Source organism: Microbacterium sp. PRC9, from assembly GCF_031844125.1.
Taxonomy (GTDB): domain Bacteria; phylum Actinomycetota; class Actinomycetes; order Actinomycetales; family Microbacteriaceae; genus Microbacterium.
The window spans coordinates 187,314-209,708 of the sequence record NZ_JAUZUR010000001.1; the positions used below are offsets into that span (position 1 = coordinate 187,314).

Genomic DNA, 22,395 nt, shown 5'->3' on the forward strand with positions numbered 1-22,395 from the left:
CTAATCTTGACGCTATGACCGATCGCCGTCTCGCCATCGACGCGTGGGAGAGTCTCTTCCGCGCGCAGCACGAGGTGTTCGGCGACATCAACGACGACTTCGACGACGAGACGCTGAGCCAGGCCGAGTACGACGTGCTCCTCACGGTCACCCGCGCCGATGACCTCACCGCGCGTCTGCGCGACGTGACGGCGAACATGCTGATCAGCCAGCCGAGTGTCTCACGGCTCGTCGACCGCATGGTCGCGCGCGGACTGATCACCAAGTGCGCCGACCCCGACGACGGGCGCGGAGCGCTCGTGCACGCGACGGATGCCGGGGCCTCCTTGTTCCGCCGCATCGCCAGTGCCCACGGCAAGGCGATCGCCGAGCGCATGTCGCTGCTCTCGGACGACGAGCTCTGCCAGCTGCGCGACCTCACCGCGAAGCTGCGCAAGAAGCAGCCCAGCTGCTGACCTCGGGGCGTCGGGCTATGGCGTCCGGCGCCGGAGCGTGAGCGACGCGAGGATCAGCGCACCCACGGCGAACGCGACCACGATGAGCAGAGGCCCGAAGACCTCCCAGCCCTCGTCGCCGTCGGTGACCGCGTTGATCGTGTCGATGGCGTAGCTCAGCGGCAGGATCTTCGAGATCTGGTACAGCGCCTCGGGCATGTCCTCGCGGGGCATGAACAGCCCGCCCAGGATGATCTGCGGGAACACGATGAGCGGCATGAACTGCACCGCCTGGAACTCGGTGCGTGCGAAGGCGCTCGCCAGGAGCCCGAGCGCGGTGCCGAGGATCGCGTCGACGACGGCGACGAGCCCGAGCTGCCAGAGCGGGCCGTCGACCTGCAGTCCGCACACCCACACCGCGAAGGTCACGGTGATGACCGCCTGCAGCGTCGCCATGAGCCCGAACGCCAGCCCGTAGCCGACGATGAAGTCGGCCTTCGCGATCGGCGTCGTCATCAGCCGCTCGAGGGTCCCCGACCGTCGCTCGCGGAGCGTCGTGATCGAGGTGATCAGGAACATCACGATGAAGGGGAACAGCGCCAGGATCGGTCCGCCGAACTGGTCGAACACGCCCTCCTGATCGCTGAACAGCCACGCGAACAGGCCCACGAGCAGGCTCGGCGCGACGAGCATGAGCGCGATCGAGCGCGGGTCGTGGCTGAGCTGCCGGAGCACCCGCCCCGCGGTCGCGAGGGTCAGCACGCCGTTCATGAGGCGCTCCCCTCGTCCGCGTGGTGCGCATGCTCGGCCTGCTCGCGCGCCTCACGCCGCGTGAGCGGATGCGGCGCCTCGGCCGCGGCGCGAGCGTTCGCGTCGCGCTCGATGAGCGTGAGGAACGCGGCATCCGGGTCCGTCGTCCCGGTGTCGGCGAAGAGACCGTCGGGTGTCGTGTCGGCGATGATGCGGCCCGCGCGCATGAGCACGATGCGGTCGCACCGGAGGGCCTCGTCCATGACGTGGCTCGAGACGATGAGCGTCGCGCCGGCGTCGGCGAGGCCGCGGAAGACCTCCCACAGCTCGGCGCGCAGCAGCGGATCCAGGCCCACCGTGGGCTCGTCGAGCACGAGCAGCTCGGGCACCCCGAGCATGGCGACCGCGAGCGAGACGCGGCTCTCCTGTCCGCCCGAGAGCGAGTCGATGGTCTGGTCGCGCTGGTCGGCGAGGCCGACCTGCTCGATGACGCGATCGACGTCGGTGCGGGGCGCGTCGACGAGGCGCGCGAAGTAGCGCAGGTTCTGCTGGATCGTGAGATCGCCGTAGACCGAGGCAGCCTGCGTGTCGTACGCGACGCGCTTGCGCAGCGCGCGCGAACCGGCGGGTTCGCCGAGCACCGTCACGTGGCCGCCCGCCACCTTCTGCACGCCCACGATCGAGCGCATCAGCGTGGTCTTGCCGCACCCCGACGGGCCGAGCAGGCCGGTGATCTGCCCCCGCGGAATGTGCAGATCGAGCCCCGTGAACACCTCGGTCCTGCCGCGCGTGACGTGCAGACCACGCACGCTCACAGCATCCGTCTCCGCATTGTTCGTCACGAGATGAATAGTGCCCCGCGGCCGGCATGCCGTCCAGGGGCGAGATCGAGATCCGCGCCGGCGTGATGCCAGGATGGGGCATGCCCTTCGGGATGACGCGGAACGTGATGAGGCCGACGGACACTCCGCGCGCCGACCGGGTGACGTACATAGAGCTCTTCTTCGACCTCGTGTTCGTGTTCGCGCTGACGCAGCTGTCGGCCTACCTCTACGAGAACCAAAGCCCGCTCGGAGTCCTCGAGGGCGTGATCGTCGTGTGCGCGCTGTGGTGGGCGTGGGTGTCGACGACCTGGGTCACGAACTGGCTCGACCCGGTGACGCTGCCGGTTCGCGGCGCGGTCATCGGCCTCGCGTTCGTGTCGCTCGTCATGAGCGTCTCGATCGCCGAAGCCTTCGGCGAGCGGGCGTGGGCCTTCGCGATCGCCTACGTCATCCTTCAGGTGGGGCGTACGGCGTTCATCGTCTGGGCGACCGCCCGCCACGATCCGGCCGTGTCCAGGGACTTCACCGCGGTGCTCGCGTGGACGGTCGCGAGCGCTGTCTTCTGGTTGGTCGGCGCACTGCTGCCTCTCCCGTGGCAGCTGCCGCTGTGGGCGATCGCGCTCGGGATCGAACTCGCGGGAACGCTACTCGCGTTCCCCGTCCCGGGCCTCGGCAAGGTGCGCCTCGATCGCTGGGATCTGTCGGGTCCCCACATCGCCGAGCGGACCGCGCTCTTCGTCCTGATCGCCCTCGGCGAGGGCATGCTCGTCACCGGCCTCGTCTTCGCCGAGACCGAGTCGTCCCCGGCATCGGTCGCCGCGCTCGTCGCCGCGTTCGCGACCGCTGCCGCAGCGTGGTGGATCTACTTCGACCACGGCGAGCGGGTCGGCGCCGAGACCATCGAGGCGTCGGACACACCGGGTCGCCTGGCACGCACCGCCTACACGTGGATGCACCTCCCGATCGTGGCCGGGATCGTCGTGATCAGCGTGGGCGACAAGGACGCCCTCTCGCACCCGCACGACCACGACGTCGCCGCGACGATCGCGGTCATCGGGGGGCCGATGCTGTTCCTCGCGGGCACGGTGCTGTTCCGCCACCTGCTGGAGCGGCGCTGGGCGCGCGCACAGCTCGCGGGGATGCTCGCGCTCGCGCTCCTCGCGGCCGCCGCGAGCGTGCTCGACACGCTCACCCTCTCGGTCGCCGCGGGCCTCGTGCTCACCGGCGTCGCCGTCGGGGAAACGGTCGGGCGTGTGCGGCGAGGACGCCGCGCGGGGGGCTGATCCGCCGTCCTCGCTCCCGGGTGCCCCCCGGCCACCGTCGTTCGCGCGTCGTCTCGTGCGCCTCGCGCAGAACCGGACATAGGGTGGCGGCATGCGTGCAACCAGGCAGTCCCGGCTACAGGTGGTGTGCGGCCCGATGTTCGCCGGAAAGTCGGAGGAGCTGCTGCGCCGCGTCCGCCGCGCGCGCATCGCGGGGCTCGAGGTCGAGGTGGTGAGCCACGCGCTGGACGATCGGCGGGGCGAGGGACTGGTGAGCTCGCACTCCGGGCTGAGCGTGCCCTCGCGCTCGGTGCCCGACGTGGCGACGCTCGTCGCGGGCGTCAAGGGCCGCGGGCTCGACCTCGTCGCCATCGACGAGGCGCAGTTCTTCGGCACCGACCTCGTCCCCGCCGTCGACGGGCTGGTCGCCGACGGCGTGACCGTGGTGGTGTCAGGGCTGTGCGTCATGTTCGACGGCCGGCCGTTCGAGCCGCTGCCGGCGCTGATGGCGATCGCCGAGGACGTCGTCAAGCTCACCGCTGTGTGCGCGGTCTGTGGCGAGGATGCCGCGTTCCACCAGCGCATCGCCGAGGCTCCCACCGGCGATGCCGGTGTGCCGGCGCCTGCGCACGTCGGAGGGATCGAGTCCTACCAGGCCCGGTGCCGCAGGCACTTCACCGGAACCGCACGAGCGTAGACGACAGAACGGATGCCTCGCCGCCGCGTCGGCGAGGCATCCGTTCTGGAATGGTCCTACTGCTCGATCGGCTGGGGCGCGTCGGACTCGTGCGCCGTGATCGTCGGCGCGCCGCCCTCGGACATCACCTCGATCTTGCGCGGCTTCGCCTTCTCGCTGACCGGGATCGTCACGCTCAGCACGCCGTTGTTGTAGCTCGCGGAGATGCGCTCGGTGTCGATGCCCTGGCCCAGATTGAGCTGGCGCAGGAAGCTCGCCGCCTCTCGTTCGCGCGTGATCCACTTGACGTCGTCGCCGCTCGTCAGCGTGCGCTCCGCGCGGATGGTCAGCAGCTGTCCGTCGACGTCGATGTCGACCGAACCCGGGTCGATGCCCGGAAGGTCGGCCGTCAGGATGTAATGGTCGCCGTCGCGGTACAGGTCCATCGGCATGCGGCGGGGGCCGCGGCGCGTGTCGAAGAGACCGGCAGCAAGGCGGTCGAGGTCCCGGAACGGGTCGTTGGTGGCCATGATTATCTCCTCTCGTCGAAAGTTGAGCCTCACCGGCTCAACTGTCACCAGATTAGCACTCTCGATATGCGAGTGCTAAGCCGCCGAGCGTTCGCCGTGAACGAACGAGACCGCCACCGGGCTCCGGAGGTCAGCACTCGGCTTCAGCACTCGATGACGTTGACCGCGAGACCGCCTTCGCTCGTCTCCTTGTACTTGTGCGACATGTCGATGCCGGTCTGGCGCATGGTCTCGACGACCGCGTCGAGCGAGACGTAGTGCGAACCGTCGCCACGCAGCGCGAGCCGCGCGGCCGTCACCGCCGTGGACGCGGCGATCGCGTTGCGCTCGATGCACGGGATCTGCACGAGTCCGCCGACCGGGTCGCAGGTGAGGCCGAGGTGGTGCTCCATCGCGATCTCGGCGGCGTTCTCGATCTGCCGGTTCGTGCCGCCCATCACGGCGGTGAGGCCGCCCGCGGCCATCGCGCACGCCGATCCCACCTCGGCCTGGCAGCCGCCCTCTGCGCCCGAGATCGACGCGTTGGCCTTGAACAGCGAGCCCAGCGCGGTCGCTGTGAGGAGGAATCGACGGATGCCTCGGCGACGGTTCGCCTCCGCCACCTGTTCGTCGTCCCAGCCTGCAGCCTCTTCGGTGGTCGCCGCGTGACCGTGATAGCCGAGCAGTGCGCTGCCGACCAGCTCGCCGTAGGGCGTCACCGCGTTGCCGGCGCCGAGGCCGGAATCGGCGAGGAAGCGCCACCAGTACATCGCGACGGCGGGCAGGATCCCGGCAGCACCGTTCGTCGGAGCGGTCACGACCCGCCCGCCTGCGGCGTTCTCCTCGTTGACCGCGAGCGCGAAGGCGCCCAGCCACTCCCCCGGCAGCTCGCGACGGCCGTCGGCCTCGGCGGCCTCGAGCTGCTCGCGGATGGATGCTGCGCGGCGCTTGACCCCCAGCATCCCGGGGAGAACGCCCCCCGCCTGCAGGCCGGCCTCGACGCACGCGGCCATCGCGTCCCAGATCGCATCCAGCCCCTCGGCGATGTCCTCGTCGGGGCGCAGCGACTCCTCGTTGATGCGCGCGGCCTCGGCGATCGTGATGCCCCGCTCGTCGCACACGGCGAGCAGCTCCTCGGCGCTGGAGAAGTCCAGGGGGAACGCGCGCGGGGGCTCCCCTGCGGCCGCTGAGCCGGGCGCAGACTCACCTTCGCGGCGGATGAAACCGCCGCCGACGGAGTAGTAGGTCTCGCGGACGAGGAGTCCGGCATCCGTCGCCGCCACAGGTTCGAGAGCCGCAGGCGAGCCCGTCTCGCGCACTCCGGGCGCGGAGAGCGCACGCGCAGGTCCGTCGTCGGGCGAGGTCCACGCTTCGAGGGTCATGGCGTTGGGGTGGCCAGGCAGCCTGGTGCGCGGCGCGAACACGACGTCGCCGCGCCGGAACGGGACCGCGTGCCTCCCGGCGAGCTCGAGCGCGCGATCGTCGGGCCAGGCGCTCCAGGCGGAGCGCACAGCATCCGGATCCACCGTCTCGGGTTCGAGGCCCTGCAGCCCCGCGACGACGGCGTCGGGTGTGCCGTGGCCGATGCCCGTGGCGCCGAGCGAGCCGTACAGCGTGCAGGTGACGCGGCCGACCTGCGGCAGAACCCCGCTTTCGCGCAGGCGGACGACGAAATCGTGGGCGGCCCGCATGGGACCGACCGTGTGGGAGCTCGAGGGTCCTACGCCGATGGAGAACAGCTCGAACGCCGAGACGTAGGCGCTCATCGCGACCAGGCTAACCCGACAGGAGCGTGCACTCTGACTCCCGTTACCGACTCGATACGAGCAGGATGCCTCATCACGCGGGCATCCATCGTGCAGCCTGGCGGTCTCAGGAAGCGACGGGCCGGAACGAGACGAGGCCGACGGTGTTGCCCTCGGAGTCCTCGACGAAGGCCTGCCACTCGTCGTGCCCTGCCGGCCCGAGAGTGTCGTCCTCGTGGGTGAAGATCACGTGCGGCGGTGAGACGACCTCGGCCCGATCGCCGATCCGCTCGAGGGCCGCCGTGACGTCGTCGACATGCAGGTACAGCAGCGCGGTCGGGGCGTTGCGGTCCAGCAGCAGCCGCACGCCGTCGAGGTCGAAGAACAGCAGGCCCGGCGGATCGAACACCGCCGTCGCGTCGCTGCCGAGGAGGGAGGTGTAGAAGCCTGCGGCGCGCTCGAGGTCGTCGGCGTGCTGAGCAACCTGCACGAGTCTCATGGCGCCATTCTCGCGCCCGCCCGAGACCGATGCCAGGGACACGGCCCTTCCCGCGGCGGGCCGGTGAGGAGTATCAATGAGGGAGGCGATCCTGGAGGTTGGCGATGCTGCTTTTCGTGCTCTATCTGATCCTGATGGTCGGCGGAATGGTGATCCTGGGGCTGTCGTTCGCGTCACCGGTCCTGCCTGCGCTGGTGTTCGTCGTGGGCCTGCTCTGCATCGTGGCGGCCGTCGCGATTCCGGTCACCGCGGGAGCCTTCGAACAACGCCGGTAGCGAGCGCCCGAGCAGCCGGCGCCTGCTCGCGGTGCACCCCTCGTACGCCGCGCCGAGCGGTGCGACGATCGGGAGCAGTGGCGGACGCGGTCCCCCACCTGTGAACTTCGCGCTGGCGCCGGCGCGGCGGGCGGCCCTAAGGTGTCGGTCAGCGCGTCCAGGACAGCACACGACGCGACTTTGATCATCCGCAGCCGCCTGGGGGCGGCGCAACAGATGGGAAGTCGAATGTCAGAGAGCAAGCCGACCATCGTCCTCGTGCACGGCGCGTGGGCTGACGCCTCGAGCTGGAACGCCGTCAGCGTTCCACTTCAGGCCGAGGGATTCACCGTCCTGGCACCGCCGAACGAGCTGCGCGGGCTGACGTCCGACGCCGCCTACATCGCGTCGTTCCTCGCGCAGCGGACGAGCGGGCCCGTCGTGCTCGTCGGCCACTCGTACGGCGGCGCGGTCATCACGAACGCCGGCGCCCACGGCGGCGACGTGAAGGCGCTGGTGTACGTCGACGCGTTCATCCCCGACGAGGGCGAGACCGTCGTCGGCATCCTCGAGGGATCGGGTTCCGCCTTGGCGGTCGCGGATCCGACCACGGTCCTCGACGTCGCGGGCTACCCAGGAGCTCCGGAGGGCGCGGCCGAGGCATTCCTCAAGCCGCAGACCGTGCATGACGCGTTCGCACAGGACCTCCCCGAGGCCGACCGATGGACCATCGTCGCGACGCAGCGTCCGGCGTCGTTCGTCGCGAACGTGACGCCGTCGGCGGCGCCGGCGTGGAAGACGATCCCGAGCTGGGCCGTCCTCGGCACCGACGACCGCGTCATCCCGATCGACACGCAGCGTCGTATGGCAGAGCGTGCCGGTGCCACGATCACCGAGGTGGATGCATCCCACGTCTCGATGGTGTCGCAGCCGCAGGCGACACTGGACGCGATCCGCGCGGCGGCGGCCTCGATCAGCTGATCACGCGGAGGGCCCAGCTCACCAGGCATCGAGACTGCCCGTCCCCTATACTCCACTGAAGTATCCCCCCAAATACGACGCCGTATTCCTCAGATACGTCGACGTATCCCCGAAGCGGGCCCCACCCGCCGTCCATCGGAGTGCATGTGGTTCGAGTGCAGCCGAACACGCCCATCAACAGCGACGCCCCCACGCGGGCGGCCGTCCGCGCCGCACAGAGGCGGCGGCGCTCCCTGCTGCTGCTCGGAGTGATCCTCGTCCTCGTCGTGGCGATCGCGGTCGTCCTCGGCATCTTCCTCACGCGCGGGACCGGCACCGAGCCCGACGACCAACCTGCGTCGACGGGCGGGTGCGTGCCTTCGAGCTTGCGCGTCACCGCGGACCCAGCGCTCGCGGCAGCGCTCGAGGCGATCGTCGCCGATCTGCCCGACACCCGCGCCGACTGCCCCGATGTGACGATCGTCGCCGAAGACAGCTCCGTCACCGCGGCGGCGCTGGCTGCCGGGTCATCGCCGGACTTCGACGTCTGGGTGCCAGACTCCGCGATGTGGCCCGAGCGAGCGACCCGCCAGGCGGAGCTCACCGGCGTCGACGCGGCGGAGCTGGTCGTCAGTGCCCCCGTGGCCAGCACCCCGGTCGTGTTCGCGGCGACGGAGCCCACGGCGGCTGCGCTCGAGTCCGCAGGCGCTGGGTTCTCGAGCCTCGCGGGGCGCGCGGTCGCCGCCGTGCTGCCGGATCCGGCGGCGGTCGCGGCGAGCTCCGCCGCGCTGCTCGCGCTGCAGACGGCGGTCGGCGGGGATGCGCGTGCATTCACGGCGCTCGTGCTCGGCCTCGACACCGGCGTCGTCCCGACCGCCGCCGATGCGCTCGCGGCAGTATCGGCGGCGGCGACGCCGACGATCGCCGTGACCACGGAGCAGGCGCTGCTGGAGTACGGCCGCGAAGCGCAGACCGCACTCGTGCCGATCTACCCCGCCGATGTGAAGCCTGTGCTCGGCGTGCCCCTCGTGACGCTCGCAGACACTTCGGCCGACACCCTCGACGCCGTCGAGATGTTCGCCGCCGCCGTGGCGAGCGGAAGCGACCACCTGGCCGAGCACGGCCTGCGCGACGCGGCGGGGAACGCGCCGGACTCGCTTGCGGACTCTGACGACGCCGCCGTGGTCGCCGAGCCCATCGACAGCGCCAACCAAGCCGAAGCGCTGCGCACCTGGCAGATGCTCACCGCGCCGTCGAGGATGCTCTCGCTCAACGACGTCTCGGGCTCCATGCTTCAGCCGGCGACCGCCGACATGCGGCGCATCGACCTGTTCGAGCAGGCCGCCGTGCGCGCCGTCAACTCGCTGTCGGACGACTCGTCGCTCGCGACCTGGGTGTTCTCGAGCCGGCGGATCGGCGGACAGGACTGGCAGGAGATCGTCCCGTTCGGCCCGCTCGGCGATCCGGCGCACAAGCAGCGCACGATCGACACGGCCAACGGGCTCGACAGTCTCGTGGGCGGCGGCACAGGCCTGTACGACAGCGTGCTCGCCGCGGTGCAGTACATGCGCGACACCTATGTCCCCGGGCAGGTGCATCTGGTGCTGCTCAACACCGACGGGGTCAACGAGGATGATGACGGCCTGGACCTGCCGGGACTGCTTGCGCAGCTCGAGACTCTGCGCGATCCGGCGAAACCCGTCGCCGTCATCGCGATCGGCTACGGACCCGACACCGACCAGGCCGCTCTGGAGCAGATTGCGGCCGCCACCGACGGCGCGGCGTATCAAGCCTTCCAGCCGACCGACATCGGCACCGTGCTGATCGATGCGGTCACCCAGCGCGGCTGTCGCCCGAACTGCGGCTGAGGGCCGCAGTCCGCGCGGCGGCAGTCGCTAGCGCTGTGCCGGGCGGAGCGCCGCGGCGGTGAAGTAGTTCACCTCACCGCGGGCGTCCTCGACTCCGAAGACCCACTTGCCCGAGGGCGTTGCGCGGACATCGATGACGATGCCGCGTGCGTTCGTGGTGAAGACGTCGTCACCCGGCTTGAAGACGGAATCGGTCATACCTCGGATGCTACGAGCGGCAGGTCTCGGCTCGCCTCCCCCGTGAGGAGGATTTCGTCCCGGCGCGAGGTACTCGTCGACGTCGAACTGCTTCGGTTGCGGGCTCTGCACGCTGGCGAGACCCGGGCGGGTCGTCGCGTCGAGTCCGTCGCACAACCCGCACGCTCGTTCGGCGGGCAGTTGACGGGCGCCGACCAGTGAGGAATAGTTAGGCATATGCCTAACTATTCCGGAGAGCTGGATGCTGTGCTCCGAGCTCTCGCGGACCCCACTCGCCGCACGGTCGTGGAGCGCCTGGCGAAGTCCCCGGCCGTCGTGTCCGACCTGATGGCACTGTTCTCGATGGCGCTGCCGTCGCTGCTTCAGCACTTGCGGATCCTCGAGGACGCCCGAGTCGTCACGTCGAGCAAGCAGGGGCGCGTCCGGACCGTGAGCCTGCGACCGGGCGCACTCGACGTCCTGCACCTCTGGCTCGGCGAGCAGCGAACCTCTGCGGAACGCCAGGCGGACCGCCTTGGCATCCACCTGGCCCGCACCACCCCGAAGGAGATCTGAAATGACCCGTGTCCGCGTCGACCTGTTCTCGTCACTCGACGGCTACACCGCTGCGCCCGATCCCGAGGCCGACAACCCCATGGGCGAGGACTGGGGACCCCTGACCGCGGCCTACGCAGCCACGCGCACCTTCCGGCAGAAGGTCTTCGGCGACACGAGCGGCGCGGGAACCACCGGGATCGACGAATCGTTCGCCGCCTCGTTCTTCACGGGCGTGGGCGCCGAGATCATGGGCGCGGCCATGTTCGGTCTGCACGCGTATTCCGATGACCCGGACTGGAAGGGGTGGTGGGGCGACCAGCCGCCGTTCGGGTACCCCGTCTACGTGCTCACGCACTCCGCGCCACGGCCGTCGATCCCGATGGCCGGCGGGACGACGTTCGAGTTCCGCGCCGGCGCCATCGAGGACGTGCTCGCCGAGGCGACCACCGCCGCCGGCGGTCTCGACGTCCGAGTCGGGGGCGGCATACGCACCGCGCGCGAGTTCCTCCGCGACGGACTCGTCGACGACCTTCACGTCGCGATCGCGCCGATCGTGCTCGGCCGGGGCGTCCGCGTATGGGACGACCTGCGAGGCCTCGAATCGACCCACCGGGTGCGGACCCTGGTCGCCGAGAGCGGCACGATCCACGTCACCTTCACCCGCGAGGACACAGCCCGATGACGGTCGATCGGCGCCTCGCCCACTCCGGTTTCACCCTCACGCGCGAGTACCCCGCGCCCGTCACCAGGGTCTGGCAGGCGTTCGCCGACGGGGAGCAGAAGCGTCGCTGGCTCAGCGACGGAGACGCGTTCGAGTCCGGCGAGTGGACGTTCGACTTCCGCGTCGGCGGACGCGACATCGACGAGGCGAAGTTCCACGGAGGCCCGCTCTCGCGGTACGAGGCCGTCTACACCGACATCGTCGAACACGTCCGCATCGTCACGACCTACGACATGTGGCTCGATGGCACGCACATGTCCACGTCGGTGGCGTCCTTCGAGTTCGAGCAGGTAGCGGGCGGCACCAGGCTCACGCATGTCGAGCACGGCATCTTCTTCGACAGGTTCTGGGCCGACGGCCCGAACCGCGAAGAAGGCACCCGAGGCCTGCTCGAAGCCCTCGCCCGTCACCTCGGCTAGCGTCGGGGCGGCAGGATGCTGCGCCCTCGCGTCTGGGGAGCAGACCTACCAGACGGTGCCGCCGCCGATCGAGATCCCGCCCCACGTGAGCGCGATGAAGATGGCGGCGAAGACGACCGGCGCGATGCCCGTACCGCCGCGTGCGAGGCCCTTGAGAAGGCCGATCACCGCGAGGACGGCAGCGACGATGGAAAGGCCGCCGCCCAGTATCAGCCCGATGAACAGCGGAATGGGCATGAGCACGAGGCCGGCCAGCGCGAACCAGAACGCGGCCCAGGCCGTCGGGTTGGAACGGCGTTCGACGGAGGAAGACATGGCTCCATCATCGCGTGCCGGGGAATCACCGGCGGCACGCGGCTCACCGCGAATGCGCGTGCCGGTCGCCGAGCAAGCCGCCGGGGCGGTTCTCAATCCAGGAACGTGGTCGGGTCGAATTCGCCGATGGGGATCACCCGGATCCGTGACAGTGGAGCGTCGAAGACCCGCGCGTCGTACTCGAGGTCGAACTTCTCCAGCCCGGCGAGCGAGTTGAAGCCGATGTTTCGGAACTCTGCGAAGGAGACGACGCCGACCCGCCGCGGTGGACCGATCAGGCCCGCGATGTCTTGGATGAAGTCGCCGTCGTGGCTGACGAGCATCACGTCGGCGGAACGGCTGTCGAGAGCGCGCAGTGTGCGCTGGATGGCGATGTCGACGACCTTCTCGTCAGGCTCGCCGGACAGCGGGACGACGACGTAGTCCATCGCCTTGAGCGCCTGGACGAACGCCATGGGAATACCCGATGACGCGTTGAGGAAGAAGACGCCCCGCGCCGGCTGGGCCCACTCCCTTCCGGCGAAAGCGAGGAGTCGATCCCACCGTGGCCGCTCGTCCGGCTGCGGCCGCCGGTTGAGGATCGAAGTGCCGAGAGTCGCGTCGATGTTCTCGCCGTCCACGAGCACCCATGTTGTTCGAGAGTCTGCCGCTGACAAATCCGTCTCCTTCGTGAACGCTTCAGAGCGAATCATATGTGGAGCACGGATCCGCCGAACTCTGGCGTAGACGGCCCGCTTCGCGAGGGTCCGGTCGTCGACCGGATCCTGGGTCATGACGGGGGCGCTGAGGCGCGTCCAGCTGATTGACTGTTGCCCATGGACGCCGTCGCGATGTTCCCGCTCGGTAGTGTCCTGCTGCCATACACGCCACTGGTGCTGAGGGTGTTCGAACCGAGATACCTCACCATGATGGGACGCCTGCTCGATGTGGAGGATCCGGAGTTCGGGGTTGTCCTCATCGAGCGGGGGCTCGAGGCAGGCGGAGGGGATCAGCGCTCCTCCATCGGCACCATGGCGCGGATCCTGCAGATCGAGGCAGGCGCCGCGGACCTGTACGTGATCGCCGTAGGCGGGGAGCGGATCATTGTCGACCGATGGGGCGAAGACGACCCGCACCCCGTGGCCGACGTGTCGACGATGGCCCCGCTCGTGTGGGACGAGGCGCTCGCGCCACTCCACCGCGAGGCTGAGCAGGTCGTGCGCCGGCTCGCGACGCTCGCCTCCGTCCTCGATGAGGCTCGATGGGACCCCGCGACGGACCTGTCCGAAGATCCAGTGGAGTCGTCCTGGCAGCTCGCCGCGATCGCGCCGCTGGGCGAGTACGACCGGTTCCGCCTGCTGAACTCGACCAGCCTCGGAGGCCTGCTGCGCGGCATCCTCGACCTCTGCCTCGAGGAGGAGCCAGCGCTCATCGCGCGCGTCGCCGATGCGCGGGATGCGGATGCCGGCGACCCCTGATCACGTAGCTGGAGCAAGCGCGTCCGCATGCTCGCGGAGACCCGAGCGGATGCAGATCAGGCGAACAGTTCGTCGAACGCGTCTGTGCGCACGCGCGGCGCCGCGACGGCTCGCTTGATCGCGGCCTCGGGGGTGACGGCGGCGGTGCTCACCGGCTCCATGAGAGCGCGTGCGGGCTCGGTCAGGAACCTGCTGGGCTTGGCGGCGACGTGCTTGGCCAGGAACGCGGTGGGGTGCGTCGGCAGCTGCGAGGGCACGTACACGTCGAGGGTGTCGCGTGCGCGGGTGATCGCGACGTAGAAGAGGCGCTGTTCCTCGGCGAGGCCGGCGCGCGAGGTGAGTGCCATGTCCGAGGGCATTGCGCCGTCGTTGGCGCGCAGGAGGTGGACCGTGTCCCATTCCAGGCCCTTCGCGGAGTGGATCGTCGACAGCGTCAGCCAGTCCTCGTCGAGGTGTGGCTGCTTCGCCCAGTCGCCGGCGACGTTCACGGGGTCGATCGCCTGCTCGCTCACGAACGTGCGGAGATCGCTCTGCCCGGCGGCGGCCTGCGCGATGCCGTCGACTTCGGTCACCCGACGGTGCCAATCCGGGTAGTGCGCGCGCAACAGCGGATCCACCGCACCTCTGCATGCCTCGACCAGCTCCGGCACGGCGGTCGTGGAGTCGACGCCGCCGAGCAGCGACAGGGTCGACGCGAGCCCGGTGCGCGCCTTCGCCGGTGCCGCCGCGACCGCATCGGCCGCGCGGTCGACGCCCCCGTCCGCGAGGATCCTGGCCAACCCGCGGGCGCTCGCCTTGCCGATCGCGCGGTGCCGGGTGAGCAGGCGATACCAGGACACCTCGTCCGCCGGGTTGAGCACCACGCGGAAACTCGCCAGCAGGTCGCGCACATGCGACGTCTCGAGGTAGCCGATCCCGCCGAACTTGTGGAACGGGATGCTGCGTACTTTGAGCTCGACCTCGAGCTGCGCGCTGTGGGATCCGGTGCGCATCAGCACGGCCTGTGAGCGCAGCGGCGTGCCGTCGACGTGCGCGGCGAGGATGCGGTCCGCGATCGTGCGGGCCTCGTCGTCGGCGTTGCGGCAGGTGACCAGCGTCGGCCAGGCGCCTGGCAGTGGACGGTCGGCGACGAGCCTCAGCTTCAGTTCGCCCGGGCGCACCTGGTTCGCGAGGTCGAGGATCGGTCCGGTGGAACGGAAGTTGCGTTCGAGCCGCACCAGCGTGGCGTCCGGGTACGCCTCCATGAGTTCGAGCAGGTGCCCGGCGCTCGCGCCCCGGAACGCGTAGATCGCCTGCGCGTCGTCGCCGACGACCGTGAGCCCGCGGCCGTCGGGACTGAGCCCGCGCACGATGTCGACCTGCAGCTGATTGACGTCCTGGTACTCGTCGACCAGCACCCAGTCCCAGCGTGCCCGCAGCCGCGCCCCGACATCGGGATCAGCGACCAGCGCCCGCCAGGCGATGAGCAGATCATCGAGGTCGAGCAGGCCGCGCTCGCGCTTGCGGTCGCGGTAATGACGCAGCAGGCCGGCGATCGCGTCCGCCTGCTCGAGCGCCCACGGGAACTGCTCTTCGATGACGGTGCGGGCCGGGGTCGCGGTGTTGATCGTGCGGGAGGCGATGTCCGCGATGGTGCGCGTCGTGGGCAGCCGTACCTCGGTGCCGTCGAGCCCGTGCTCCGCGCGCAGCAGGTCGAGCAGGTCGATGACGTCGTCGGGATCGATCACCGTCACGTCCTCCAGCCCCAGGTGCTGTGCGTGCTCGGCGACGATGCGGTGCGCGACGGCATGGAACGTGCCGCCGGCGATGCGCTGCGCAGCCTGCGCGTCGCCGCACATCACCGCAGCTCGAGAGAGCATCGCGGACGCCGCACGCCGGGTGAACGTCAGCAGCAGCATCCGTTCCGGGACGACCCCCGCCTCGAGCAGCCGCGCCACCCGAGCGGTGAGCACGCGGGTCTTCCCGGTGCCCGCGCCCGCCGCGACCACCAGCGGCCCCTCACCGTGTTCGACGGCCTGAAGCTGCGCCGGATCCAGCCCGGCAAGTGCATCACTTACTGCCACGGAGGTGACCGTAACGAGAACCCCCGACATCCAGTCATCGGCTCTGTTCTCGCGTGGCCTGTCGGAATCCACGACGGGTGGGAGATCTTGCAGATGCGAGAGACCTCGGAGCGTCCTCAGGTGCCGATCGTGGAGACCAGCACGCCGCCGTCGATCGGCAGCACCCGCCAGACGCTGCCATTGCCTTCAACCCGGAGCGTGCCGTCGCCAACGATCAGGGCCGTGCGCTCGTCGATGCCGAGCCCGCCCGCGATCAGCCCGGACTCGACGGCGGCGACCAGCCGGGACAGCATTCCGCGCTGGGCCACGTGCACTTCGATGGCCACGTCGACGAGGCCGATGCCGGCTTCGATCTCCAGCTCGTCGCCCGCTTCGTCGGGGTCCTCCGGTGAGACGACCACGCCGCCGATGCGGGAGCCACCCCCGAGCGAGCCCTCCGCCGCGATCATCGCACCGGCCGAAACGCCGAGGTAGGGCACACCGTCGGCAACCAGCCGACGCAACTCGCTGAACACCGGCTCGAGCCCTGCACGCACGTCCTCGACGACGCCGCCCCCCCACCGCAATGCCGTCGACGTCGGCGACCGCGCCGAGCCCGATCGGCTCGTCCGGCCGACCCGCCGTCAGGTGCAGCTCGATCGCGGATCCGGTTCCCGCCTCGATCAGAAGCTCGCCGAGCGCCGCCGCCTTCTCCTCGGCCTCGGGGTGCAGTGAGATCACCGCGATGCGCGGCCGCGCGCGGCCCGCGTCGGCCGCTCGCAGCGCCGCTTCGGCGACGAACGGCGCGTAGAGCGGGGCATCCGCAGCCGTGGTCGCGCCGCCGCCGATGAGGTGCACGCTCACGCGACACCGCTCTCAGCCGCGATGGCAAGCGTTGGTGCCGCATCGCCGAACCGGTCCCCGCAGAGGATCTCGCGGCGGAATCCGTCGACGCCGGCGCCCGCGTCGTTCGCATCGAAGGTCATCCGAAGAGCCTACGCGGGGCGTCGCGCACCACCGAGCAGACCCCTGACCGGCCCCGTTCGCAACCCGGTCGTCCGCCTTGTGCCGGCGGTCAGCCTTGGCTGATCAGCTTCGCGACCGACCCGGCCAGCTGCTCGAGCGGTGCGTTCGCGTCCAGATGCTCATGTGCACCGCCCCACGGCTCGAACTCCGCGGCGCGTCGTCGGACGTCGTTCCAGGTGGGTTCTGCAATGTGGCTCAGATCGCGGCGTCGACCTCGGAGGCGACGATGGTGCTCGGCCTCATCGTCGAGGGTCAGCAGCACGAAGGTCAGCGAGACCCCCGTCGCCGTCGCGGCGTGGCGCCACGTCGCGCGAGCGATCTCGCTGTCATTGACTGCATCGACGATGACAGAGCGGCCGAGCGTCAGGTTCTGTTCCGCGGCCGCCCGCACCGCCTCGTAGGCAGCGACCCCCGTGGTCCACGAGCTTTCCAGCCCGGCGCCGAGAAGCGCGTCTTCGATCGCGTCGACCGACAGATGAACCGCGCCGGTGAGGCGCGCGACCTCGGTCGCCACGGCGCTCTTTCCCGTGCCGGGCAGCCCTGACAGGACAAGTAGCATCCGCCCATTATCGGACTCGAGCCGGCACCGGCGATGGGCGTGTGCACGCTGAGCTCCGGACGACAGCAGATCCGCGAGCTCGGCCGCGTTGCGCCGATGCCGATCCCTCGGCGCACGCGCCTACGGCTCTTCGGCGTTCCCGACAGCTTCGATCCAGTCCACGGCCTCGTCGGACAGGAAGAAGCCGTCAGGTCCGTCTTCGCCGATCCACCACGCATTCGACGTCACGATGCCGCCGGCTGCAACAATCCTGCCGAGCACTTCGGCCGGCAGCGCCTCACCGTTGTGCGTGATCAGCCAGTCCTTGGTCGCCGCATCCAACGACGGCCACCATTCGATGCTCTCCACCGACGTAGGGTCTCATGCCGAGACCGCCGACATAAGGGTGTCCTTCCACGTTCGTCGTCGACTCGTCATGTCGACGGCACGCATGGCCCGTTCGAGCGCTCACTTCCTCGGTGGACTCTTGTTCCTCCTGGCCGGCGCCTTCGTGTTGACTGACTTTCAGCCGGTCTGGTGGTCGATCGCCACGGTCGTCGTCGTCTTCACCGCGGCCGCGGTGTTGTTTCTCCATTCGGTGCTCGAGTGGCGGAAGTCCCACACCCTGGAGACACGCGGTTCCGCGTCTGAGCTGAGGTAGCAGAGCCCGTCGCACTTGCCGTGGCAGACGCGGCTCCGCGGACGGGTGGCGTCGGGACCGCCCACAGCCCTGGCCGTTCGGCGCGCGTGGGACTGACCTCCCGGCGAGGCGGGCTGACTGGACAGTGCGGGTGACGTCCCCTGCTCCAGCAGGGCTTCCGCGGTATCCCGTGCCTGAGCGTGGAGTCATGGGCGTTCACGCGATCACCGACGCCGACGCCGACGCCGACGTGATGGTGGCGACGCTCTCGAGGCTGCAACGGGCCGGAGCGCCCGTCCCCGCCGGATCGGGAGACGGACGCTCAGCTGTTCGGGCGGGCGCCGTCGAGCACCCAGCCCCTCACCTCAGCATCCGGCCCCGTCGTACTGCACACTCCGGGAGAGCTGGAGCTCCTCGCCGTCGACCGTGGCCGCCGCGCTGACCGCGACGCTGCCGGCCGGCATCTCCGCGAGGCGGGTCGTGAACGACTGCGATCTGCTCTTGTCGGCTGGAAGGACCGGCAGCTGCTTCGACCCGTACGGAGTCTCCAGCCTCACCGATACCGGCACCTCCTCGCCGTTCGTCACAGTGATCACCAGCACGACCTTTCGCGCGACGCATCGGGTGTCGATCTCGGTGGTGACCGCGAGCTGCGGCTCGGCGGCAGCCCGGTCGATGACGACGACGTAGATTGCGGACTCGCCGGCGAAGGAGCTCACTGTCACCTCGAAGCGGTTCTCGCCGTCCTCGAGCGGAAGTGTTGCGCCGGTCGCGCCGGCGTCGACGTCCACGCCGTTGACCTGCACCTGCTGACCCTCCCAGCCCCGTCGCCACGAGAGATCGACCGAGGCCACGGAGGCGTCGAGCTCACCGTCGATGCGGTACGGGTTGTCGCCGCCGGTGCGGTCGCGGGCGAACTCGGGCGTCAAGAGGTGGCCCACCACCTGCAGGTCGCGCAAGGCGGCCAGCTGGCTGGGATTGACGCGCGAGATCGACACGGTGTGCGTGCGCTCCGAGCCGTCCTCGGCTTGCACGACGACGGGGATCGTCGTGACGACGTCCGGGTCGCTGGGCGATCCGGCTGCCAGCGGCACCGTCACGGATTCGCCCGGTTCGACGGCAGTGCCGTTGACTTCCACGGTCGCGAAATCACTGCGCGCCGCGGCCGAAATCGCGACCTCCTCGACGAAGGCGTCGACTTCGCCGCTGAAGATGCGTCCGTCGCCGGATGGGGTGAGCTCGACCTCGCCATCGGCGGTGGTGGCGCTGACCGTCGCGAGGGAGGCGTCGGCGTAGTCGAACGGTGTGCCGGTGTTGACCCGGAAGTAGTCGACCAGCAGATCGCCGACGTTGGACCCGTTGATGAAGAACAGGAAGTAGTCGAGGTCGTCGACATTCGTCCGCAGCGGCTGGTCCGCCAGCACCGGCTTCGACATGTCGTCGACGTAGAAGTCGAAGGTGCCGGTGTCGAGATGAACGACGTTGCGAACGGTGTACCACTGGCCAACGCTGTACGGCGCCACCGTGCGCACCGAACTCGAGCCGGTGACGTTGTGCGTGATGATGTTGCCGCCCGCGAAGCCGATCGTCGCCGACGGGTTGGACGACCCTGCCGGGTTTGCGGCATTCCAACTGCTCTCGGTATACGAGTACAGCGCCAGCTGGTTCGGCGTGCCGTTGGTCGTCGTGCGCTGCAGGCGCGCTTCGACCGTGACGGTGCCCGTGAGATTGAGCTCGGCAGTGTTGTGCAGACCCAGGGTGGCCGACGTGCCGCTGGCCTTGTTGATGCGCAGGTACTTGTTCCCTTCCTCCGCGGCGTCGGCTACGACCTCGATCGTCCCGGCCACCGGGGCGGTGCGAGCGGTGAACACTCCGTCCGCGGTCCCAGCGAAGGCGCCCGTCGCCTCGTCGTCGAAGGTCTCGTTGATCACGTAGCGGGTCTCCCCCGCTTCCCTGCGCAGCACGAGGTTGATGGTGACCGTGCGCGCGGGGACGACTTCGACCTCGGCCTGCGACGCGGGGTCGTAGCCATCCTTCGTCGCGACAACGGTGTAGCCACCGCCCATCGCGACGCCGGGAAGCGAGTATGCCCCTGCCGCGTCGGTCGTCGCGCTCGCGACGATCTCATCGCCCTTGAGGACCTCGACCGCGACGCCGGCGAGCCCCGCTCCCGAAGACGTTACGGCACCGGCGATCGTCCCCTCGGTGGCCGTCGTCGCGCCGAGCACGAGCGGCGCGGCCAGCGTCTGACGGTCGGCCAGGGTCACGGTGACGGGGGCACCGTCGGTGTAGCCGTCGGCCGAGGCGACAAGGGAGTAATCGCCGGCGGGGATCTCCAGCGAGTACCGGCCGCGCGCATCAGCCGTCGTCGTGCCCGCGCCGTACGAGACGGTGGCACCGGGAACCGGCTGGCCGTCAGCGGCTGTCACGATGCCGGAGACGACACCGTGCCCCTCCGCGGGCTCGTACGACGTCGGACCGATGTGCGGCGGCGTCGACAGCGACCGCCCGAAGAAGTCGACGTCGAGCGGCACCTGGCTCTCGTCACGGTTGCCGGTCACATCGAATCCCGGAGCGATCTGTGCGAGATCGACCGTTCGACCCGCGTTGATGAGTGGGGAGTCGCCGGAGCCGAGCATGGCGTTGGCGACGCCCGATACGAGGTCGCCCTTCAGCAGCGGGTCCGCGATGGTGGCATGCTCGTCGGCGCTGGGCGCCGTCACTCCCGGCCCGAAGTAGGAGTTGTTGTCGAAGCTCACTCCCGGGAACTGGGTGCGGAAGGCGGCGCCTGCGACGTCTGCACGCGTGTTGAGGAAGACGTTGTTGAAGACATAGTGCGGGTTGCGAGCGTTCAGGTACGTTGCGGCATTTCCCGACGACTCGAAGAAGCCGACGGTGTTGTTCCGGATGGGCTGCACCGAGTTGTACATCAGGTTGTTGTAGACGACGTTCACGCCGGTGTCGCCGTGCGGGTTGATGTAGTTGCGCTCGATGTCGCGGATGATGTTGTAGCGCACGACGGCGGTGCTGAAGCCGAAGCCGCACAGCAGAATGCCTTCGCCGGACTCGTGGATGTAGTTGCCCTGAATGAGGATGTTCGACGTGCCGCGGTCGGGATCGATCCCGTTGGAGTCGGCGGCGCCTGTGCGTCCCTCGAGCTCGGCGACCTCGTTGTTCTGCACGACGATGTCGTCGGCGTAGTACATCTCGATGCCCGACACCCCCGCGCCGTCGATCATGTTGTCCTCGACATGCGCGCCCCGCACACTCGTGAGGTACATCGAGTCCCAGCCGTACTGGGTCTCGCGGTTGGTCAGGTAGTTGCCCGTGATCTCAACGTTCGAGTGGGGCCGCCAGTCCGGATCCTCGGTGATCGTCCCGTCGGGAGCGGCACGGCCGGCGGCCCGATCGCCCCAGCCCGGGGGCAGGTCCTGGTATCGGTTGGTCCCCATGCCTGCGAACTGCTTGAAGACGAGATTCGCGAAGGCAGTGTTGGCGATGTAGTTGTCGCGGATCGAGATGTCCTCGAACTGCGACACGGTCTGCGCGTCACCCTTCAGCCCTTCGAAGAGGATGCCTCCGGTGCGCTTGGAGCGATCCAGACCCGCCGCGCTGACCGACCACGTGTAGCCGGTGACGTCGCGGATGAACACGTTGTGGATGTCGAAGCCGCGCAGCGTGCCCGCGTTCTCGGCTTGGACGTGGATGCCGCGCAGGTCGCCGGTCTCGGGATTCTCTTCTCCGGGGGCCTGGCCGTTGTTGCGGGCGGGCTGGAACGTCGTCGCGTCGAACCCTTCGGTCTCGTTGCTGATCTCGAGGTTCGAGATGTCCCAGTGCTCCTGGTTCGTGAGCTGCAGGACGTCGTTGACGACACCGCGGCCGTCAAGCTCGGGCGCGGCGCCGTCGCCGTAGCTCGAGAGGACGATCGGAGCCTCGGCGGTTCCCGACCCGCGGGGAGCGAGCAGCGCCGTTCCGTCCGGGCCCGCCACGTGCGTCGGCTGACCGCCGGTCCAGGTTGTGTAGTCGTACGCCTCACGAGCGACCTCAGTCCCCGACGCCGACCATGAGCTGCCCGCCCTGAGGAGAATGCGGTCGCCCGGCTCGAACTCGGTGCCGTTGACGTTCGCGAACGTGCGCCATGCCGTGCCTGCGGAGGTGCCGGATGCCGCGTCGTCGCCGGACTGCGCGTCGACGTAGTACGTCGTTCCGAAGCCCTGTGGCGCCGAGCCGTCCGCGACGAGGAGCTCCTCCCCGGCGACGACTGATCGGCCGTCGGCACGCAGTTCGGACTTGTCGGTGAAACCGACGAAGGAGGCTTCAGCGGTGGTGGCGGAGGCCGGTGCGGTCAATGCGGGCAGACCCACTGTCAGCATGGCGCCGACGGCGAGTCCTATCGACAGGACCGAGGGTCGTCTGGAGAAAGACAGGGACATCGATGTTCCTTTCGGCGTTCTACAGTGAACGTTCACTTAAGGCCTGCCGACGACAATAGTGATCGATCACTCAGCTCGTCAAGGATCACCAAGGCAGGAGCGAACCTCAGAACGCGCCGTCGCCCGTTGGGAGCAGGAAGCAACGAGAGCCCCGCTCGATGCACTTCGCGCACATCGACACCGACACGTCCCGAACCCGTATCAGGCCAGACTCGAACGGCGCAATCGCGCGCCCGAACGTCGGGCGGCGGACGCGGCGCTGAACCGTGAGCATGGTGTCACCCCATA

Annotated in this window: 24 protein-coding genes; 10 read left to right on the forward strand and 14 right to left on the reverse strand. The window is 69.5% G+C overall.

The genetic code is table 11. From position 1 onward, the window contains the following. Nucleotides 1-14 precede the first annotated feature (14 nt). Complete coding sequence (locus tag Q9R33_RS00775) at nucleotides 15-455, forward strand: MarR family transcriptional regulator (RefSeq protein WP_310249817.1); 441 nt, start codon at nucleotides 15-17, stop codon at nucleotides 453-455. Between the two features lie 15 nt (nucleotides 456-470). Here the strand turns inward: Q9R33_RS00775 and Q9R33_RS00780 are convergent, their stop codons facing one another. Continuing rightward, nucleotides 471-1,205 (reverse strand): ABC transporter permease, encoded by a 735-nt coding sequence (locus Q9R33_RS00780; protein ID WP_056368701.1) that lies wholly within the window; start codon nucleotides 1,203-1,205, stop codon nucleotides 471-473. Further along, entirely contained in the window at nucleotides 1,202-2,026 is an 825-nt protein-coding gene (locus tag Q9R33_RS00785; RefSeq protein ID WP_311292549.1) for an ABC transporter ATP-binding protein, read from the reverse strand. The genes Q9R33_RS00780 and Q9R33_RS00785 overlap by 4 nt, the downstream gene beginning before the upstream one ends. 107 nt (nucleotides 2,027-2,133) lie before the next feature. Here Q9R33_RS00785 and Q9R33_RS00790 point away from each other — a divergent pair, with 107 nt between their 5' ends. Next, on the forward strand, nucleotides 2,134-3,291 hold the full coding sequence (locus Q9R33_RS00790) for a low temperature requirement protein A (protein ID WP_311292550.1): 1,158 nt from the start codon (nucleotides 2,134-2,136) through the stop codon (nucleotides 3,289-3,291). Between the two features lie 91 nt (nucleotides 3,292-3,382). After that, nucleotides 3,383-3,967 (forward strand): thymidine kinase, encoded by a 585-nt coding sequence (locus Q9R33_RS00795; RefSeq protein WP_311292551.1) that lies wholly within the window; start codon nucleotides 3,383-3,385, stop codon nucleotides 3,965-3,967. A gap of 56 nt (nucleotides 3,968-4,023) precedes the next feature. Here Q9R33_RS00795 and Q9R33_RS00800 read toward each other — a convergent pair whose 3' ends face one another. From Q9R33_RS00800 to Q9R33_RS00810, 3 genes are all read right to left on the reverse strand, one after another. After that, nucleotides 4,024-4,476, reverse strand: coding sequence for an Hsp20/alpha crystallin family protein (locus Q9R33_RS00800; RefSeq protein WP_045297761.1), 453 nt, complete (start codon nucleotides 4,474-4,476; stop codon nucleotides 4,024-4,026). A 143-nt stretch (nucleotides 4,477-4,619) separates the two neighbouring features. Further along, complete coding sequence (locus Q9R33_RS00805) at nucleotides 4,620-6,221, reverse strand: L-serine ammonia-lyase, iron-sulfur-dependent, subunit alpha (protein ID WP_310249810.1); 1,602 nt, start codon at nucleotides 6,219-6,221, stop codon at nucleotides 4,620-4,622. Between the two features lie 106 nt (nucleotides 6,222-6,327). Continuing rightward, entirely contained in the window at nucleotides 6,328-6,699 is a 372-nt protein-coding gene (locus Q9R33_RS00810) for a VOC family protein (RefSeq protein ID WP_311292552.1), read from the reverse strand. Between the two features lie 104 nt (nucleotides 6,700-6,803). On the opposite strand from Q9R33_RS00810, the gene Q9R33_RS00815 reads away from it, so the two are divergent. The 3 genes from Q9R33_RS00815 (at nucleotide 6,804) to Q9R33_RS00825 (ending at nucleotide 9,781) form a co-directional block, all read left to right on the forward strand. After that, complete coding sequence (locus tag Q9R33_RS00815) at nucleotides 6,804-6,974, forward strand: hypothetical protein (protein WP_157005434.1); 171 nt, start codon at nucleotides 6,804-6,806, stop codon at nucleotides 6,972-6,974. Nucleotides 6,975-7,202: 228 nt separating this feature from the next. Then, complete coding sequence (locus tag Q9R33_RS00820; RefSeq protein WP_056368686.1) at nucleotides 7,203-7,934, forward strand: alpha/beta fold hydrolase; 732 nt, start codon at nucleotides 7,203-7,205, stop codon at nucleotides 7,932-7,934. Between the two features lie 146 nt (nucleotides 7,935-8,080). Continuing rightward, nucleotides 8,081-9,781 (forward strand): VWA domain-containing protein, encoded by a 1,701-nt coding sequence (locus Q9R33_RS00825; RefSeq protein WP_311292553.1) that lies wholly within the window; start codon nucleotides 8,081-8,083, stop codon nucleotides 9,779-9,781. Nucleotides 9,782-9,808: 27 nt separating this feature from the next. Here the strand turns inward: Q9R33_RS00825 and Q9R33_RS00830 are convergent, their stop codons facing one another. Further along, complete coding sequence (locus Q9R33_RS00830; protein ID WP_200919474.1) at nucleotides 9,809-9,979, reverse strand: hypothetical protein; 171 nt, start codon at nucleotides 9,977-9,979, stop codon at nucleotides 9,809-9,811. Nucleotides 9,980-10,195: 216 nt separating this feature from the next. Between Q9R33_RS00830 and Q9R33_RS00835 the strand changes: the two genes are divergently transcribed. The 3 genes from Q9R33_RS00835 to Q9R33_RS00845 are packed head-to-tail and all read left to right on the forward strand — an operon-like array spanning nucleotide 10,196 to nucleotide 11,656. Beyond that, a complete protein-coding gene (locus tag Q9R33_RS00835; RefSeq protein WP_311292554.1) occupies nucleotides 10,196-10,534 on the forward strand; it encodes a metalloregulator ArsR/SmtB family transcription factor in 339 nt (112 codons plus the stop codon). Between the two features lies 1 nt (nucleotide 10,535). Next, a complete protein-coding gene (locus Q9R33_RS00840) occupies nucleotides 10,536-11,198 on the forward strand; it encodes a dihydrofolate reductase family protein (protein ID WP_311292555.1) in 663 nt (220 codons plus the stop codon). Beyond that, a complete protein-coding gene (locus tag Q9R33_RS00845) occupies nucleotides 11,195-11,656 on the forward strand; it encodes an SRPBCC domain-containing protein (RefSeq protein WP_056368680.1) in 462 nt (153 codons plus the stop codon). The genes Q9R33_RS00840 and Q9R33_RS00845 overlap by 4 nt, the downstream gene beginning before the upstream one ends. 45 nt (nucleotides 11,657-11,701) lie before the next feature. Here Q9R33_RS00845 and Q9R33_RS00850 read toward each other — a convergent pair whose 3' ends face one another. Next, nucleotides 11,702-11,971, reverse strand: a complete 270-nt coding sequence (locus tag Q9R33_RS00850) for a hypothetical protein (RefSeq protein WP_045297779.1) — start codon at nucleotides 11,969-11,971, stop codon at nucleotides 11,702-11,704. A 92-nt stretch (nucleotides 11,972-12,063) separates the two neighbouring features. Next, entirely contained in the window at nucleotides 12,064-12,663 is a 600-nt protein-coding gene (locus Q9R33_RS00855) for a nuclease (protein ID WP_396654053.1), read from the reverse strand. Between the two features lie 123 nt (nucleotides 12,664-12,786). Here Q9R33_RS00855 and Q9R33_RS00860 point away from each other — a divergent pair, with 123 nt between their 5' ends. After that, entirely contained in the window at nucleotides 12,787-13,428 is a 642-nt protein-coding gene (locus tag Q9R33_RS00860; protein WP_311292557.1) for an LON peptidase substrate-binding domain-containing protein, read from the forward strand. A 56-nt stretch (nucleotides 13,429-13,484) separates the two neighbouring features. Here the strand turns inward: Q9R33_RS00860 and Q9R33_RS00865 are convergent, their stop codons facing one another. The 6 genes from Q9R33_RS00865 to Q9R33_RS00890 all read right to left on the reverse strand — a co-directional run bounded on the left by Q9R33_RS00865 (nucleotide 13,485) and on the right by Q9R33_RS00890 (nucleotide 22,107). Continuing rightward, nucleotides 13,485-15,491, reverse strand: coding sequence for an ATP-dependent helicase (locus Q9R33_RS00865; protein WP_311292558.1), 2,007 nt, complete (start codon nucleotides 15,489-15,491; stop codon nucleotides 13,485-13,487). A 116-nt stretch (nucleotides 15,492-15,607) separates the two neighbouring features. Next, nucleotides 15,608-16,006 carry a Type 1 glutamine amidotransferase-like domain-containing protein gene (locus Q9R33_RS00870; protein WP_311292559.1) on the reverse strand — a complete coding sequence of 133 codons (399 nt, stop codon included), beginning with the start codon at nucleotides 16,004-16,006 and terminating at the stop codon, nucleotides 15,608-15,610. Between the two features lie 324 nt (nucleotides 16,007-16,330). Next, nucleotides 16,331-16,456 carry a hypothetical protein gene (locus Q9R33_RS00875; protein ID WP_268776128.1) on the reverse strand — a complete coding sequence of 42 codons (126 nt, stop codon included), beginning with the start codon at nucleotides 16,454-16,456 and terminating at the stop codon, nucleotides 16,331-16,333. Between the two features lie 89 nt (nucleotides 16,457-16,545). Further along, nucleotides 16,546-17,055 (reverse strand): AAA family ATPase, encoded by a 510-nt coding sequence (locus Q9R33_RS00880; protein ID WP_311292560.1) that lies wholly within the window; start codon nucleotides 17,053-17,055, stop codon nucleotides 16,546-16,548. A gap of 120 nt (nucleotides 17,056-17,175) precedes the next feature. After that, the gene (locus Q9R33_RS00885) at nucleotides 17,176-17,403 is read right to left on the reverse strand and encodes a hypothetical protein (RefSeq protein ID WP_056368668.1); all 228 of its coding nucleotides are present in this window, start codon (nucleotides 17,401-17,403) and stop codon (nucleotides 17,176-17,178) included. A gap of 636 nt (nucleotides 17,404-18,039) precedes the next feature. Beyond that, nucleotides 18,040-22,107: a carboxypeptidase regulatory-like domain-containing protein gene (locus Q9R33_RS00890; protein ID WP_311292561.1), complete on the reverse strand. Its 4,068-nt coding sequence runs from the start codon at nucleotides 22,105-22,107 to the stop codon at nucleotides 18,040-18,042. Between the last annotated feature and the right edge of the window lie 288 nt (nucleotides 22,108-22,395).